This window comes from Rhodoferax sp. U2-2l (assembly GCF_020594515.1).
Taxonomy (GTDB): Bacteria; Pseudomonadota; Gammaproteobacteria; order Burkholderiales; family Burkholderiaceae_C; genus Rhodoferax.
This window is the reverse complement of the sequence record NZ_JAJCTH010000006.1, coordinates 171,030-184,570: the sequence shown is the minus strand read 5'-3', so window position 1 is coordinate 184,570 and position 13,541 is coordinate 171,030. Positions and strand designations below refer to the sequence as shown.

At 63.7% G+C, this 13,541-nt stretch carries 14 protein-coding genes; 9 read left to right on the top strand and 5 right to left on the bottom strand.

The window, feature by feature from the left end; all coding sequences use genetic code 11:
* Positions 1–182: 182 nt before the first annotated feature.
* Complete coding sequence (locus LHU53_RS07895) at positions 183–689, bottom strand: OmpA family protein (protein ID WP_227332075.1); 507 nt, start codon at positions 687–689, stop codon at positions 183–185.
* A 107-nt stretch (positions 690–796) separates the two neighbouring features.
* Here LHU53_RS07895 and pdxH point away from each other — a divergent pair, with 107 nt between their 5' ends.
* Together pdxH and LHU53_RS07885 are read left to right on the top strand one after the other, a co-directional pair.
* Positions 797–1,450 (top strand): pyridoxamine 5'-phosphate oxidase, encoded by a 654-nt coding sequence (pdxH, locus tag LHU53_RS07890; protein ID WP_227332073.1) that lies wholly within the window; start codon positions 797–799, stop codon positions 1,448–1,450.
* Entirely contained in the window at positions 1,423–1,959 is a 537-nt protein-coding gene (locus tag LHU53_RS07885; protein WP_227332072.1) for a GNAT family N-acetyltransferase, read from the top strand. Before pdxH ends, LHU53_RS07885 begins: the two co-directional genes overlap by 28 nt.
* On the opposite strand, the gene LHU53_RS07880 is transcribed toward LHU53_RS07885, so the two are convergent.
* From LHU53_RS07880 to LHU53_RS07870, 3 genes are all read right to left on the bottom strand, one after another.
* Entirely contained in the window at positions 1,860–3,398 is a 1,539-nt protein-coding gene (locus LHU53_RS07880) for a CYTH and CHAD domain-containing protein (RefSeq protein WP_227332070.1), read from the bottom strand. The genes LHU53_RS07885 and LHU53_RS07880 overlap by 100 nt on opposite strands.
* A gap of 100 nt (positions 3,399–3,498) precedes the next feature.
* Positions 3,499–4,449: an AEC family transporter gene (locus tag LHU53_RS07875; protein ID WP_227332068.1), complete on the bottom strand. Its 951-nt coding sequence runs from the start codon at positions 4,447–4,449 to the stop codon at positions 3,499–3,501.
* A 125-nt stretch (positions 4,450–4,574) separates the two neighbouring features.
* Positions 4,575–4,718 carry a DUF3149 domain-containing protein gene (locus tag LHU53_RS07870; RefSeq protein ID WP_227332067.1) on the bottom strand — a complete coding sequence of 48 codons (144 nt, stop codon included), beginning with the start codon at positions 4,716–4,718 and terminating at the stop codon, positions 4,575–4,577.
* A 259-nt stretch (positions 4,719–4,977) separates the two neighbouring features.
* Between LHU53_RS07870 and LHU53_RS07865 the strand changes: the two genes are divergently transcribed.
* Genes LHU53_RS07865 through LHU53_RS07855 form a run of 3 tightly spaced genes read left to right on the top strand, consistent with a single transcriptional unit; the run spans position 4,978 to position 9,944 of the window.
* Positions 4,978–7,140 (top strand): HAD family hydrolase, encoded by a 2,163-nt coding sequence (locus LHU53_RS07865; protein WP_227332065.1) that lies wholly within the window; start codon positions 4,978–4,980, stop codon positions 7,138–7,140.
* The gene (locus LHU53_RS07860) at positions 7,140–7,970 is read left to right on the top strand and encodes an HAD-IIB family hydrolase (protein WP_227332063.1); all 831 of its coding nucleotides are present in this window, start codon (positions 7,140–7,142) and stop codon (positions 7,968–7,970) included. The genes LHU53_RS07865 and LHU53_RS07860 overlap by 1 nt, the downstream gene beginning before the upstream one ends.
* Positions 7,971–7,991: 21 nt before the next feature.
* Positions 7,992–9,944: an alpha-amylase family glycosyl hydrolase gene (locus LHU53_RS07855; protein WP_227332056.1), complete on the top strand. Its 1,953-nt coding sequence runs from the start codon at positions 7,992–7,994 to the stop codon at positions 9,942–9,944.
* Here LHU53_RS07855 and LHU53_RS07850 read toward each other — a convergent pair.
* Positions 9,926–10,456, bottom strand: a complete 531-nt coding sequence (locus tag LHU53_RS07850; protein ID WP_227332054.1) for a Fur family transcriptional regulator — start codon at positions 10,454–10,456, stop codon at positions 9,926–9,928. The genes LHU53_RS07855 and LHU53_RS07850 overlap by 19 nt on opposite strands.
* A 100-nt stretch (positions 10,457–10,556) precedes the next feature.
* Between LHU53_RS07850 and LHU53_RS07845 the strand changes: the two genes are divergently transcribed.
* From LHU53_RS07845 to LHU53_RS07830, 4 genes are read left to right on the top strand one after another with little or no spacing between them, the layout of a single operon-like run.
* Positions 10,557–10,889: a hypothetical protein gene (locus tag LHU53_RS07845; protein ID WP_227332052.1), complete on the top strand. Its 333-nt coding sequence runs from the start codon at positions 10,557–10,559 to the stop codon at positions 10,887–10,889.
* Entirely contained in the window at positions 10,883–11,668 is a 786-nt protein-coding gene (gene aztA / locus LHU53_RS07840; RefSeq protein ID WP_227332051.1) for a zinc ABC transporter ATP-binding protein AztA, read from the top strand. The genes LHU53_RS07845 and aztA overlap by 7 nt, the downstream gene beginning before the upstream one ends.
* Positions 11,665–12,549, top strand: coding sequence for a metal ABC transporter permease (locus LHU53_RS07835; protein WP_227332049.1), 885 nt, complete (start codon positions 11,665–11,667; stop codon positions 12,547–12,549). The genes aztA and LHU53_RS07835 overlap by 4 nt, the downstream gene beginning before the upstream one ends.
* Before the next feature lie 39 nt (positions 12,550–12,588).
* Complete coding sequence (locus LHU53_RS07830) at positions 12,589–13,539, top strand: metal ABC transporter substrate-binding protein (RefSeq protein ID WP_227332047.1); 951 nt, start codon at positions 12,589–12,591, stop codon at positions 13,537–13,539.
* Positions 13,540–13,541 lie beyond the last annotated feature (2 nt).

Below are 13,541 nucleotides of genomic sequence, written 5' to 3'. Positions count from 1 at the left end.
TCCACTTGCTCCACCACCGACAGCTTAAAAGCCAACGTGTAGTCGCGCTGTGTGCGCTTCACTCCTGTATCCATCACACCTGCCCTTTCTTGACGGCAAATGTGTCAACTTCTGGCAGGACGGGTCAAACCCATAAAAAAAGCCCGAATCCATCGGGCTTTTTCCAGGGTGCACAGCGCCACTTATTGCAACGACACCTCAACCCGGCGCGCCTGGTCGTTGGACCCGGTGGCCAGCGTTTCCTCGGGCTTCTTCAGCTCAATGCTGTCGGCAGCCACACCCAGCGCCACCAGCGCCACCAGCGCATCGCGCACGGCAAAGGCACGCTGTTTGGCCAATTCGGCGTTCAGAGCGGCATCGCCGGTGGCATCATGAAAACCGCTCACCAACGCTTTTTGGCCGCTGGCCGTGCCGGTGACGATGGTCGCCAGCGCGTCGTTGGCGCCCGCTGCCAGATCGGCCTTGCCGGTGGCAAAGTAGAACTTGACCACGCCGTTTTCCACCACCACCGAGGCGCCGCTGGCGTCTGCCATCGCCACAGGTGCGGTACTCACGGCTGCGGCCTTGGCGGCGCGCTGCTTGCCGGTGTGATGCACCACCACACCAATCACCAGCGCGATCACCAGCGCGATCACACCAAACACCACACCCAGCACCTGGCCTTGGGTTTCGTCAGCTTCTGAAGACATCGGTTTAACTCCTTGTGAATGAACTGACGGCATTGTAAAAGCGGACCCCACCGCCAAGCTGACGCCTGGATCAGGAGCAGCTGACCCGGTTTCTTTATACTGACCGGATGAACCAACTCGCCGATTTACGCAAAAGTTACGAGCGCGCCGAACTCAACGAAGACGCCTCCCACGCCGACCCCCTGAAACAGTTTGAACAGTGGCTGGGTGAAGCCATCAGCGCCCAGGTGCCCGAACCCAACGCCATGACACTGGCCACCGTCGGCGCCAACCTGCGCCCCAGCACCCGGGTGGTGCTGATCAAGGGCTTTGATGCGCGCGGCATTGTCTGGTACACCAATTACGCGTCGCAAAAAGGGATGGAGCTGGCGGGCAACCCGTTTGCGGCGCTGCAGTTTCATTGGGTGGAGCTGGAACGCGTGGTGCGTATTGAGGGCCTGGTGGAAAAGGTCAGCGACGCTGAGAGCGATGCCTACTTTCACAGCCGCCCGCTGGACAGCCGCATCGGCGCCTGGGCCAGCCCGCAAAGCCAGGTGATCAGCGGGCGTGGCGTACTGGTGGCCAACGCCGCCAAATACGGCGCGCAGTTTTTGCTCAACCCGCCGCGGCCCCCGCACTGGGGCGGCTACCGCCTGATACCCGACAGCTGGCAGTTCTGGCAGGGGCGCAAAAGTCGCCTGCATGACAGGCTTCGCTACAGCCTGTTGCCCCATCAGGACCGGGGTGAGCCAGCATGGCTTCGGGAGCGTTTGGCACCGTGATCACCCTGGCGCCAGCCCGCCTGCCGCAAGACTTGGCCATTGTCAAACACCTGTTTCTGGCCTATGCCGATGGCCTAGGGTTCAAGCTGTGTTTCCAGAATTTCGACGAGGAACTGGCCACCCTGCCCGGCAAATATGCGCCTCCGCTGGGGCGTTTGATCCTGGCCCGGGACGGTGACCAAGCCGTGGGCTGTGTCGCGCTGCGGCCTGTGGATGCCCACACGTGCGAGATGAAACGCCTGTATGTGGCCCCCGGTTACCGGGCGCAACAGCTGGGCCGGTCACTGGTCGAGCGCATTTGCCAAGAGGCGCGCGAGGCGCTGTACCAACGCATCTGCCTGGACACGTTACCAACCATGACGGCGGCGCTGCGCTTGTACGACTCGCTGGGTTTCAAACCCGTGGCGCCCTATGTGTTCAATCCGCTGCCAGGGGCCATCTTCTTGGGGCTGGATTTGACCCAGCCGCCTGCCCCCAACGCCACACCGCGCAAGAATTCCGCCACGTAGGGCGGCAGGTCCAGCTTGGCCACCAGTGCGCTGAGTTGCGCCACATCGCGGGCGGCACCCAGATCATCTTGCATGTCGGTGGCGCTTTGCACGCCCTGCTTGACCCGTCGGCGGGGCAACACGTCCTGCAGGTGCTCGCTGCCATAACGCAAGCGCTTGGCCAGGATCCGCACGCGGTGCCACTGCTCGGCGGTGTCGGCCACCTGGCGCGCGGCGTCCAATTGTTGGCTCAAGCGATGCATCCGCTGCTTGGCCCAAGGGCGCAGCAACACCTTCGGGCCCGGCGCTGCCTGTTCGTCGTCGGACAGGCCTTCCAGCCACTGCACGATCGCCAGCAAACTGGCGCCCGTGGCGGGCGTTTGTAACGTCCGGCGAACGGTTGCGCGTTGCAGATCGGTCGCCTGCGTCACCACGGTCATCATGGCTTGCCAGGCCTGGGTGCGCTGCGTCTGGCCCAGCGTGAAGGCGTCGGCCAGCGCAGGCAAGGTCTCGGTGCGCGCCACATCCATGTTGCGCAACTCACCCAAAGCGTCCAACAGGGCCTGCAATGCAGCAGACGGCTTGGGCGCTGCTAGGGGCAAAAACTTCCTGAACAGCCGCAGCGCGCTTTTGAATCGCCGCCAGCCGACCCGGGCCTGGTGCACCACCTCGGGGTCATCCGAGTGGCGCAGGCTCTCCAGATTCTGGGTGAACTGTGCCAACGCGCTGCGCAGCACCTGCTGCACCATCTGCAACACCGGCATACGTTGGGTCAAACGCGGTAACTGGGCGCGGTGCGCCTGGTTCAGGCCGCCTTGCGCCAACAAAAACCCGCGCTGGGCCTTGCTCATGGTGGCCGGCAGCACGGCCACGGTGCGGGCAATCTGTTGCGCGATGGCAAACAGTGCGGCGGGCTGCCCGGCTTTGAGTTCCAGCTCCAGCTCACAAATGGGGGTGGTTTTGTCGTCGGCTTCAATCTGGCCCAGGTCCAGCGCCACTTCCACCACGCTGCCATCGCGCCTGCGCACCAGCCAGAGGGTGCGCTCAAACGCGGTCACAAAACACGGCGCCAGGGCGGCAAACAGGCTGCCGTCGGTGTCGATCTGTGACCACGGCGTGGCTTGCAGCGCCGGGCGGGACAAGGCGGCACCGTCCACCGGACTTTCCCATTCGCCGCGCTGGCTCAGCGCCGAAGTGTCGCTGGCGCCGGTCTTGAAGGTTTGCAGCCAGCGTGGCGAGAGGTCATCACCGACACGGCGCAGCCGCAGCACGGCGCGCTGCTGGCGCAGTTGTTGGTCCGGCGTGTCGTAATAAATGTTGTGCAAGCTCAGCTGCGCAGCCGTGCGTCGCGACAACAGCGCAACGCGCGCCAGTTGCTGGCGCAAGCGTTCGGCGTCGGCCAGCGGCAAACTCAGTTTAAGTTCCAGCTCTTGCGGTGCGGGTGGCGGGCTTGGCTTCATGGGGTGGCGCATGGTGAACAGCTCCAGAACGAAACCGGCAGTATCCCTCCAGACAGTGAGAGGGGCGTGACCGCCAATCACGCGGTCCTGGTTGGCCGGTTTACCCCAACCAGGACAGCAGCGACATCACCGCCGTGACCGTCAACAACCCCAGCACGGTGGACACGGCCAGGCTGGCGGTCACCAGCTCCTGCGCCACCTCGTAACGCTGGGCAAACAGGAACACGTTGGCGCCCATGGGCAGCGCGGCGGTGACGATCATCACCGTCAGCGGCAGGCCGGTCATGCCAAAAGCCAAGCCCAGCGCCGCCATCAGGCTGGGCAGCACCAGGTTTTTCAGCAGGCTGATGCCCAGCGCGGGGCTCAGGTGGGTGCCGATCCGCACCTGCGTCAGCATCGCGCCCACCAGCACCAGCGCCACCGGGCCAAAGGCGTTGCCCAGCAGCTGCAGCGGCCGGTCCACCACCTCGGGCAGCACCAGCCCGGTCTGTGCAAACAGCAGGCCCAGGATGACGGGCAGCGGCACCGGGTGGATGATGCCGCTCTTGATGGCGGAGAGCACCGTCAGCGCCATGTGCCGCTGGCCACCGCCACCGGCCAGGCGATCTTCACGCGCGCTCACCATCTCCAGCACCACGGTCGCGAGGGTCAGCAGCACCAGGGAGTGCACCGAAATCAGCGTGAACAGCGTGACCAGGCCGGCCTGCCCGTAAGCCAGGCCAATCAGCGGAATACCGATCATCACCGTGTTGCTGAAGGTGGCGGCCAGCGCCAGCACCGCGGCGCGGCGGTTCAGCCCGCGCGACACCATCACACCGACGAACAGCAGCAGCGCCGCCACAAAGTACATGGCCACCGGCTTGAAGTTGAGCTGCTCCACATGCACCGTGCTCATGGTGCGAAACAGCAGCGCGGGCGTGAGCACCATGAAGACCAGGTTGGACAGGTCTTTGGTCGCCTCGGCCCGGATGAAACCCGCCCGGCTTGCCAAAACACCAATCGCAATCAGAAACACCACCGGCAACAAGGCAGACACAACAGGGCTATTCATCGGGCAGGCGGGACGGGGTCATAAAGGGACGCATGAAAACACAAAAACCACCTCCGCACGGGCAGAGGTGGCTTCAAAAAAAATGGGGAGCACCGTCACGGGCCGAACGCCCGCTGTGCACAGGCTTACTTGCGCGGCTGATCGCTGGTTTCGGCCATCTTTTTTTTCAGCACCACGTAGGCATAGGCCAAACCCACCACCATGATCGCAATACCGCCAATGCTCATGAGGCCGTAGTCGGTGGAAAAAAGGTCTTGAAGTGCTTTCATGGTGGGTGTCCTTGTCAGTCAGCCTGGAAAAATCAAACCGCTCAGGGCAGCTAATGTGCACCACGCCCGCGCGGTTAAACCTGACATGGATCAAATCCGGCACACATTGCGCCGACTTATTGGCACCTTGGGTTGGGGTGTCTTTCACCCGGGTGAAAAATGCTCGATCGGGGGATTTATATTTGTACAAATACAATACAAGCCTGTGATGACACCGGACAGGCGGTGACCTGCCCTACCCAACCGGAGACACACCATCATGAAAAACGACAAGACCACGGCCACCGCGCCCCCGTTGGTGATTGCACTGATCAGCATCCACGGCCTGATTCGCGGCCACGACCTCGAACTCGGGCGCGATGCCGACACCGGCGGGCAAACCAAGTATGTGGTGGAGCTGGCAAAGGCCCTGGGCGACCACCCCGACGTGGCCAAAGTGGTGCTGCTGACGCGCCTGGTGGCTGACGCCCAGGTCAGCCCGGACTACGCAGTGCCGTTGGAGCCACTCTCAGCCAAAGCCAGCATCGTGCGGCTGGCGTGCGGCGCGCCCGGTTATGTGCGCAAGGAACTGTTGTGGGACTCTTTGGACAGCTTTTCCGACAACGCGCTGGCGTATTTCAAACAACCGGGCAACATGCCCGACCTGATCCACAGCCACTATGCCGATGCCGGGTACGTGGGTGCGCGCTTGTCGCACCAGTTGGGGATCCCGCTGGTGCACACCGGCCACTCGTTGGGCCGCAACAAACGCAAGCAACTGCTGGCCAGTGGCGTCAACCGCGCCGAGATCGAGTCCACCTACCACATCAGCCGCCGTGTGGAGGCCGAAGAAACCACGCTGGCCGCCGCCGAGCGGGTCATCACCAGCACGCAGCAGGAGATTGAGCAGCAATACGGCCTGTACGACTACTACCAGCCCCACGCCATGCGCGTGATTCCGCCCGGCACCGACCTGGCGGCCTTTTATCCGCCGCAAGACGGTGAGGACGATCAAGGCCTGGCCGATGAACTGGCCAAGTTTCTGAAAGAGCCGGGCAAACCGATCATTCTGGCGCTGTCGCGCCCGGACCCGAAAAAGAACATCATCTCGCTGATTGAAGCCTATGGCGAGTCGCCCAAACTGCAGCAGCTGGCCAATCTGGTGATCGTGGTAGGCAACCGGGACGATATCCAGGACATCACCGGCGTGACCCGAACCGTGCTCAACGACCTGCTGCTGGCCATCGACAAATACGACCTGTACGGCAAGGTGGCCTACCCAAAACACCACCAACCCGCGCAGGTGCCCTGCCTGTACCGGCTGGCGACCCGCTCGCACGGTGTTTTTGTCAACCCGGCGCTGACCGAACCGTTCGGGCTGACCCTCATCGAAGCAGCCGCCTGTGGCTTGCCGCTGGTGGCGACCGAAGACGGCGGGCCGATCGAGATCATCAAAAATTGCGACAACGGTTACCTGATCGACCCGCTGGACAAAGCCGCCATGGCCAAAAAGCTGCTGGCCATCTTGACCCGCAAAAAAGACTGGGCGCGTTTTTCAGCCAACGGCATGACCGGTGTGCGGCAGTTTTACGCCTGGCCGGCCCACGTCGACAGCTACCTGAGCGTGATCCGGCCGCTGGTTGACAAAACCGAGCCGGTGGTCAAGCTGACGTTGACCCGCCGGCCCAACCTGTTTCGCAAGCGGGCGCTGTTCAGCAGTCTGGATTTGAACCTGACCGGTGACCGTGCCTCGTTGGCGGAACTGATGAAACTGATCTACGACCAGCGTAAAGCGTTCATCTTCGGCATCGCCACCGGGCGGCATCTGGATGACACGCGGGCCGTGCTGCGCCAACACGGCATGCCCGAGCCCGACATCCTGGTCACCCACCAGGGCACCCAAATCCATTACGCGCCCGACCTGACACGCGACACCGCCTGGGAACGGCACATCAACCACCACTGGAACCCCCAGGAAATCCGCGACCTGCTGGCCGACATGGCCGGGCTCAGGATGCAACCCAAAAACAGCCAGAGCGCCTTCAAGATCAGCTACTTCATCGACCCGGCCAGCGCCGATGTGAACGACATCCGGCAACACCTGCTACGCCACGACCAGGCGGTCAACCTGGTGTTTTCGTTTGGCCAGTTTCTGGACATCCTGCCGGTGCGCGCCTCCAAGGGGCTGGCGCTGCGCTGGTGCGCCGACCAGTTTGGTTTTCCGCTGGAAAACACGCTGGTGGCTGGCGTCACACGGGCCGACGAAGACATGCTGCGCGGCAACACCATGGGGGTGGTTGTAGCCAATCCGTACCCGCCCGAGCTGTCCGGGCTCAGCGACGCCGACAAAATCTACTTCTCCAAAGCCCAATACGCGGCCGGCATTCTGGAGGCCATGCAACATTACCAATTCTTGACCGCCAGCCGCGGCAAGGCCGCCTGATGCGCCACCTCCTGCTTTGCACCGACCTGGACCGCACGCTGATCCCCAATGGCCGTGCGCCGGAATCACCCCAGGCCCGGCGCCTGTTTGCCAAGTTGGCCGCGTGCCCCCAGGTGACGCTGGCCTATGTCACCGGCCGTCATCAGGCGTTGATCCAGCAGGCCATGTTGGACTATGACTTGCCGACACCGGCGTTCGCGATCGCCGATGTCGGCGCCTCCCTCTATCAGGTGCGAGGCTGCCAGTGGCAGCGCTGGACGGCCTGGGACGACCACATCGCGCCAGACTGGGGCGGCACCAGCCACACCGAATTGCGTCAGCTGCTGAGCGGCATCAGCGCGCTGACCTTGCAGGAGCCGCACAAACAGGCGCGCCACAAACTCAGCTTCTATGCGCCAATGCAGACCGAGCCGCAGGCGCTGCTGGCGCAGATCGAGCCGATCTTGCGGCGCCACGGCGTGCGGGCCAACCTGATCTGGAGCCTGGACGAAGCGACGCAGCAGGGCCTGCTGGACATCCTGCCAGCGCGTGCCAACAAGCTGCACGCCATCGCGTTCCTGATGGCGGCGCAGGGTTTTGAGCGTGACGCCACGGTATTTGTAGGCGACAGTGGCAACGACCTGGAGGTGCTGCAAAGCGACCTCCCTGCGGTGCTGGTGGCCAATGCGGACGCTGACATCAAAAGCCGTGTGGCCAATGTTTCGCCAGACCGGCTTTACCTCGCGCGCGGCGACTTTCTGGGCATGAACGGCAACTACAGTGCCGGCATCCTGGAAGGTGTTGCCCACCACCACCCCGACATCGCTGACTGGCTGCACCAGCAACGCTGATCCCAACCGAAAGCCAAGTCCATGTACGAACAAGCATCCCACGCGCTGTTGAATGACATCCTGACCAAGCTCAAGCCAGGCATCGGCAACGCCCACATGCGCCATTTTTATACCCGCCTGGGCGCCAATTTTTATGCCATCCATTCGCTGTTTGACCTGCTGTATGGCGAGCGCGACGACTTCAAGGATCAGATGTACCGCCTGGTGGAAACGCTGGCTATGCGTTACATGGAGCGCTCCCCGCGCTTGCGCGACTCCGACATGGCGCGCGAAAAAAATTACAACTGGTTTTTGAGCCAGAAATGGGTCGGCATGGCGCTGTATTGCGACCGTTTTGCCACCGACCTGAAAGACCTGCGCACCAAGCTGCCCTACCTGCAGGACCTGGGCGTGAACCTGTTGCACGTGATGCCGATTCTGGATTGCCCACCCGACGCCAGCGACGGCGGTTACGCCGTCAGCGACTACCGCAAGGTGGACCCGCGTTTTGGCACGGTCGACGATGTGGAGGCGCTGGCCAACACCTTGAGCCAGCGCGACATGTTGCTGGTGCTCGATGTGGTGGTCAACCACACCTCGGACCACCATGACTGGGCCCAGCGGGCGCGCCAGGGCGACAAAAAATACCAGGACTACTACTACCTCTTTGACGACCGCACCCTGCCCGACGCCTACGAACAGGGCATGCCCGAGGTCTTCCCGCTGCAGGCGCCCGGCAACTTCACCTGGGACGCCGCCATGGGCAAGTGGGTCATGACGGTTTTCAACAACTATCAATGGGACCTGAACTACCGCAACCCCGAGGTGTTGATCGAGATGATGGACGTGATCCTGTTCTGGGCCAACAAGGGCGTCGACATCCTGCGGCTGGATGCCGTGGCGTTTTTGTGGAAAAAAATTGGCAGCAGCTGCCAGAACGAGCGCGAAGCCCACCTGCTGCTGCAGCTCATGAAAGATTGCTGCCAGGTGACTGCGCCCGGCGTGTTGTTCATTGCCGAGGCCATCGTCGCGCCCAGCGAGGTGTCCAAGTACTTTGGCGAGGACGCCATCAACGCCAAGGAATGCGAAATTGCCTACAACGCCACCTTCATGGCGCTGCTGTGGGACGCGGTGGCCACCAAAAACGCCCGCTTGCTCAACCAGGGCGTCAAAAACCTGCCCGTCAAGCTGGAGCGCGCCACCTGGCTCAACTATGTGCGCTGCCATGACGACATCGGGCTGGGTTTCGACGACCACGATGTCAGCCTGGCGGGTTACGACCCACCCAAGCACCGCCACTTCCTGATCGAGTATTTCACCGGCAGGTTTGCCGATTCACCGGCGCGTGGCCTGCTGTTTGGCCAGAACCTCAAAACCGGCGACGCGCGCTTCACCGGGTCGCTGGCCTCGCTGGTGGGTCTGGAATCCGCCCTGGAGAGCCAGGACGAACACGCCATCGAGGCCGCCGTCAAGACCATTGTGCTGCTGCACAGCCTGATCCTGTCGTTTGGCGGCATCCCGTTGATCTATTACGGCGACGCCCTAGGAACCCTCAACGACATGGCCTACATGGCCGACCCGTTCAAGGCCAATGACACCCGCTGGGCGCACCGCTCGCACTTTGATTGGGGCAAGGCGGAAAAGCGCCATCAAAGCGGCACCATCGAGCACAAGCTGTTTGGCGCCTTGAAAAAACTCATCACGCTGCGCAAGGAGCTGGTGGCGTTCGCGGACGTTGGCAACCGTCAACTGCTGCCCGTCAACAACCTCAACCTGCTGGCCTTCCTGCGCACCGATGCCAAAAACAGCCACAACAAAGTCCTGGTGGTGGCCAACTTCAACACCGAGCCGCAGAGTCTGGACATGGCGGCCCTGAGTTCGAGTGTGCTGTTCCAGCGCGACAGCGTCAAAGACCTGGTGGCTGGCAACCGTTTGACACTGGACAACCAGACCCTGACCGTGCCCCCGCTCTCGTTCTACTGGTTGTCGGAATAGCTGGCATCTGCCTGCTCCGCAGCGGCGTTGGCGCAGTCGGCACACACGCCGCGCACCGCCAGGTCCAGGCTCAAGCCCTGGTAGCCCAAGGACTGCAAGGTCTGCAAGGCGTTGTGGGCTGCCGCTTCCAGATCGAGCGCATTGCCTTGCAGGGCACCGGTGAGCGGACTGTCGCGGTGGCAGGTCTGGCACTCAAAGTGCGGCATGGCTTTGACACTGGCAGGCATGGCCTGGTAGCGGCGCACGCGGTTGGCATCCACCCGGCATAACAACAGGCTCACCTGGGTCAGGCGGTCAATCAGGCGGTACAGCGTGACGCGGTCCAGCGTAGCACTGCCATCCGGCCCGGCGCCCTGCAAGGCTGCCTGCAACTGCGCGTGGGTGTAGCTGGTGTCGGGGTGCGCCAGAAACCAGCCCAGCACCCGCCGCGCGGTAGCCGTGCGGCGCAGGCCATGGGCCGACAGCAGGGCGTCAATCGGGTCGGGCTGCGCCGGGTGAACAGGTGAGACCATGTGGGAAAACTGCCTTGATCTGAACTTTATCGCAATTGAGTTGCATTATTGATTTATTGCAACTGACTTGCGATAAACTATACCGCAATTGAGTTGCAACATGAACCAACCCCCGATACCGCCGACACCGTCACCCCGCACCAGTGGACCATCCCACGGCGGGCCAGTGCCTGCGGGTCACAGCCACTGTGCGCATGGCTTGAACGCGCACAGCGCGCTCACCGAGCCTGCGCACAGCGCACACCGGCACGCCCATCACGCCCACCCGGCGCCTGCCTCGGCGGACGCCGTCCACCCTGCCCTGCCAAGGGTTGCACACCGCCCCAGCGTGCTGGCCTGGCCCGCCTGGCTGCGGGTGCTGTCGGTATTGCCGGTGTTGGTGCTGCTGTGGCTGGCTGTGGCTTGGGCCAGCGCCGAGGTGGCACCGTGGTAGAGCTGGACAACCTGACGGTGAGTTACCGCCAGCATCCGGCGCTGCACCACATCAGCGGCCGCTTTGCACGCGGCTCGCTCACCGCGGTGATCGGCCCCAACGGCTCGGGCAAGAGCACGCTGCTCAAAAGCATCATGGGCCTGCTGCGCCCGGCGGGTGGCCAGGTCACGGTGCAGGCGCCGCGCGAGCGCATTGCTTACCTGGCGCAGCTCACCGAGATAGACCGCAGTTTCCCGCTGTCGGTGGTGGACTGTGTGCTGCTGGGCTGCTGGAGCGAAGTTGGCGCCTGGGGCCGCATCAGCACGGAACTGCGCCAGCGGGTGGCCACCGCCATCAGCCGCGTCGGGCTGGCGGGGTTTGAGCAGCGCACGGTGGGGTCGCTCTCCAGCGGGCAGTTGCAGCGCGTGCTGTTTGCCCGGCTGATGGTGCAGGACGCGGACCTGATCCTGCTCGATGAGCCCTTCAATGCCATGGATTCCCGCACCACCGCCGCGCTGCTGGCGCTCATCCACCAGTGGCACGCCGAGGGCCGCACGGTGGTGGCCGTGTTGCACGACGACGAGCAGGTGCGCACCCACTTCCCGCAAGCGGTGCTGCTGGCGCGCGAGCTGGTGGCCTGGGGCGACACGGCGCAGGTGCTGACCCCCGACCATTTGCACCGCGCCCGGATGCTGGCCGAGGCCTGGGACGACCACGCCGACATTTGCCACACCGATGAGGCCACGTCGGCCCGCCCGGCTGGCGGCCACCGCGCGCCAGAGCGGGTCATCACACCATGAGCGCCTTTTTCCAGACGGTGTGGGACACCCTGATTGGCCCGTTTGCTGACTTTGCCTTCATGCGCCGGGCGCTGGTGGCCACGCTGGCGCTCTCGCTCAGCGCGGCGCCGCTGGGCGTGTTTTTGACACTGCGGCGCATGAGCCTGCTGGGCGATGCCTTGAGCCACGCGGTGCTGCCCGGCGTGGCGGTGGGTTTCATGCTGTTTGGCCTGTCCTTGCCCGCCATGGCCATCGGTGGCGTGGTGGCCGGGCTGCTGGTGGCGGGTATCGCCGGTTTCGTGAGCCGCGCCACCAGCCTGAAAGAAGACGCCAGCCTGGCCGCGCTGTACCTGGTGGCGCTGGCGATCGGCGTGGCGCTGATCTCGCGCCAGGGCAGCCAGCTCGATCTGCTGCGCATTTTGTTTGGCAGCACGCTCGGTGTGGATGCGCCGGGCTTGTTGCTGGTGGCCGGGGTGACCAGTGTCAGCCTGCTCGCGCTGGCGGCCGGTTACCGCGGCCTGGTGCTGGAGACGTTTGACCCGGTGTTTTTGAGCGCCAGCGGGCAACGCGGCTGGGTCTGGCAGCAAGGCTTTCTGGTGCTGGTGGTGCTCAATCTGGTGGCCGGTTTCCAGACCCTGGGCACGCTGATGGCCGTGGGCCTGATGATGCTGCCGGCGGTGTCGGCCCGGCTCTGGCACGAACATTTAAGCGCCCAGCTGGTCAACGCCAGCGCCCAGGCTGCCACCGCCAGCCTGGCCGGGCTGCTGCTGTCCTACCACCTGGATACACCCAGCGGCCCCACCATCATCGGCTGTGCCGGGGTGCTGTACGCGCTGTCCTTGCTGCTGTCACCGGGCGGCTGGTTGCCCCATTGGCGCAAGCGCCCGCACCGCGTCGCCTGAGTCCACCTCGCTTTGTCAACCTTTGAGAGTACCCACCCCATGATGCCCAGCAAACGACGCACCCTGAAACACCTGGTTCACAGCGCCCTCGCCGTCTTGGCCGCAACGACCCTGCCGGGCCACGCGCAGACGACACAGCCGCTGCCGGTGGTGGCCAGTTTCAGCATCCTGGCTGATCTGGTGCAGGCCGTCGGCGGTGAGCGGGTGCAGGTCCGCACCCTGGTGGGCATCGACGCCGATGCCCATGCGTTCGAGCCGACACCGTCAGATGCCAAAACCATTCTGGGAGCCCGCCTGTTGGTGCTCAACGGGCTGCACTTCGAGCCCTGGGCCCAAAAACTGGCGCAGTCAGCGGGCTTCAAAGGCGTCACGCTGATCGCCAGTGACGGCATCCAGCCCCGCAGGTCCACCCACAGCCAAGCGGAACCGCATGACGCGGGTCATGACCACCAACACGGTGAGGTCGATCCCCACGCCTGGCAAGACCCGACGTTGGTGATGGTGTATGTCAAAAATATTGCCAGATCCCTCACCCGCCTCGACCCCGCCGGGGCTGCCAGCTACCAACGCAACAGCGCAGCCTATCTGGCGGAACTGCAGGCGCTGGACGATTTTGCCAAGGCGGCCTTTGCACCGGTGCCGGTGGCACAACGCAAGGTGATCACCAGCCACCAGGCGTTCAACTACCTGGGGGCGCGTTACCGGATTCAGTTCCAGGCCGCGCAGGGTATCTCGACCCAGGCCGAACCCAGCGCCAAGGCGGTGGCCCAATTAATCGCGCAGATCCGCAAAAACAAGATCCGCACCATCTTTCCCGAAAACCAGAGCAACACCCAGTTGCTGACACAAATCGCCCAGGAAGCGGGTGCCAAGGTGGGCGCCAAACTCTATGCGGGCGGCCTCTCAGGCCCCCATGAGCCCGGCAGCAGCTACCTCCAAATGATGCGTTACAACATCACCCAGCTGGCCGAGGGCATGCAGCGCAACTGAGC

What these genes read in the sequence shown, in the direction of transcription:
- LHU53_RS07875 (WP_227332068.1), bottom strand. Translation starts at nt 4,449, where the DNA reads ATGAATAGCCCTGTTGTGTCTGCCTTGTTGCCGGTGGTGTTTCTGATT.
- LHU53_RS07870 (WP_227332067.1), bottom strand. Translation starts at nt 4,718, where the DNA reads ATGAAAGCACTTCAAGACCTTTTTTCCACCGACTACGGCCTCATGAGC.
- LHU53_RS07830 (WP_227332047.1), top strand. Translation starts at nt 12,589, where the DNA reads ATGATGCCCAGCAAACGACGCACCCTGAAACACCTGGTTCACAGCGCC.
- LHU53_RS07835 (WP_227332049.1), top strand. Translation starts at nt 11,665, where the DNA reads ATGAGCGCCTTTTTCCAGACGGTGTGGGACACCCTGATTGGCCCGTTT.
- LHU53_RS07895 (WP_227332075.1), bottom strand. Translation starts at nt 689, where the DNA reads ATGTCTTCAGAAGCTGACGAAACCCAAGGCCAGGTGCTGGGTGTGGTG.
- LHU53_RS07845 (WP_227332052.1), top strand. Translation starts at nt 10,557, where the DNA reads ATGAACCAACCCCCGATACCGCCGACACCGTCACCCCGCACCAGTGGA.
- LHU53_RS07850 (WP_227332054.1), bottom strand. Translation starts at nt 10,456, where the DNA reads ATGGTCTCACCTGTTCACCCGGCGCAGCCCGACCCGATTGACGCCCTG.
- LHU53_RS07885 (WP_227332072.1), top strand. Translation starts at nt 1,423, where the DNA reads ATGGCTTCGGGAGCGTTTGGCACCGTGATCACCCTGGCGCCAGCCCGC.
- pdxH (WP_227332073.1), top strand. Translation starts at nt 797, where the DNA reads ATGAACCAACTCGCCGATTTACGCAAAAGTTACGAGCGCGCCGAACTC.
- LHU53_RS07880 (WP_227332070.1), bottom strand. Translation starts at nt 3,398, where the DNA reads ATGAAGCCAAGCCCGCCACCCGCACCGCAAGAGCTGGAACTTAAACTG.
- LHU53_RS07865 (WP_227332065.1), top strand. Translation starts at nt 4,978, where the DNA reads ATGAAAAACGACAAGACCACGGCCACCGCGCCCCCGTTGGTGATTGCA.
- LHU53_RS07860 (WP_227332063.1), top strand. Translation starts at nt 7,140, where the DNA reads ATGCGCCACCTCCTGCTTTGCACCGACCTGGACCGCACGCTGATCCCC.
- LHU53_RS07855 (WP_227332056.1), top strand. Translation starts at nt 7,992, where the DNA reads ATGTACGAACAAGCATCCCACGCGCTGTTGAATGACATCCTGACCAAG.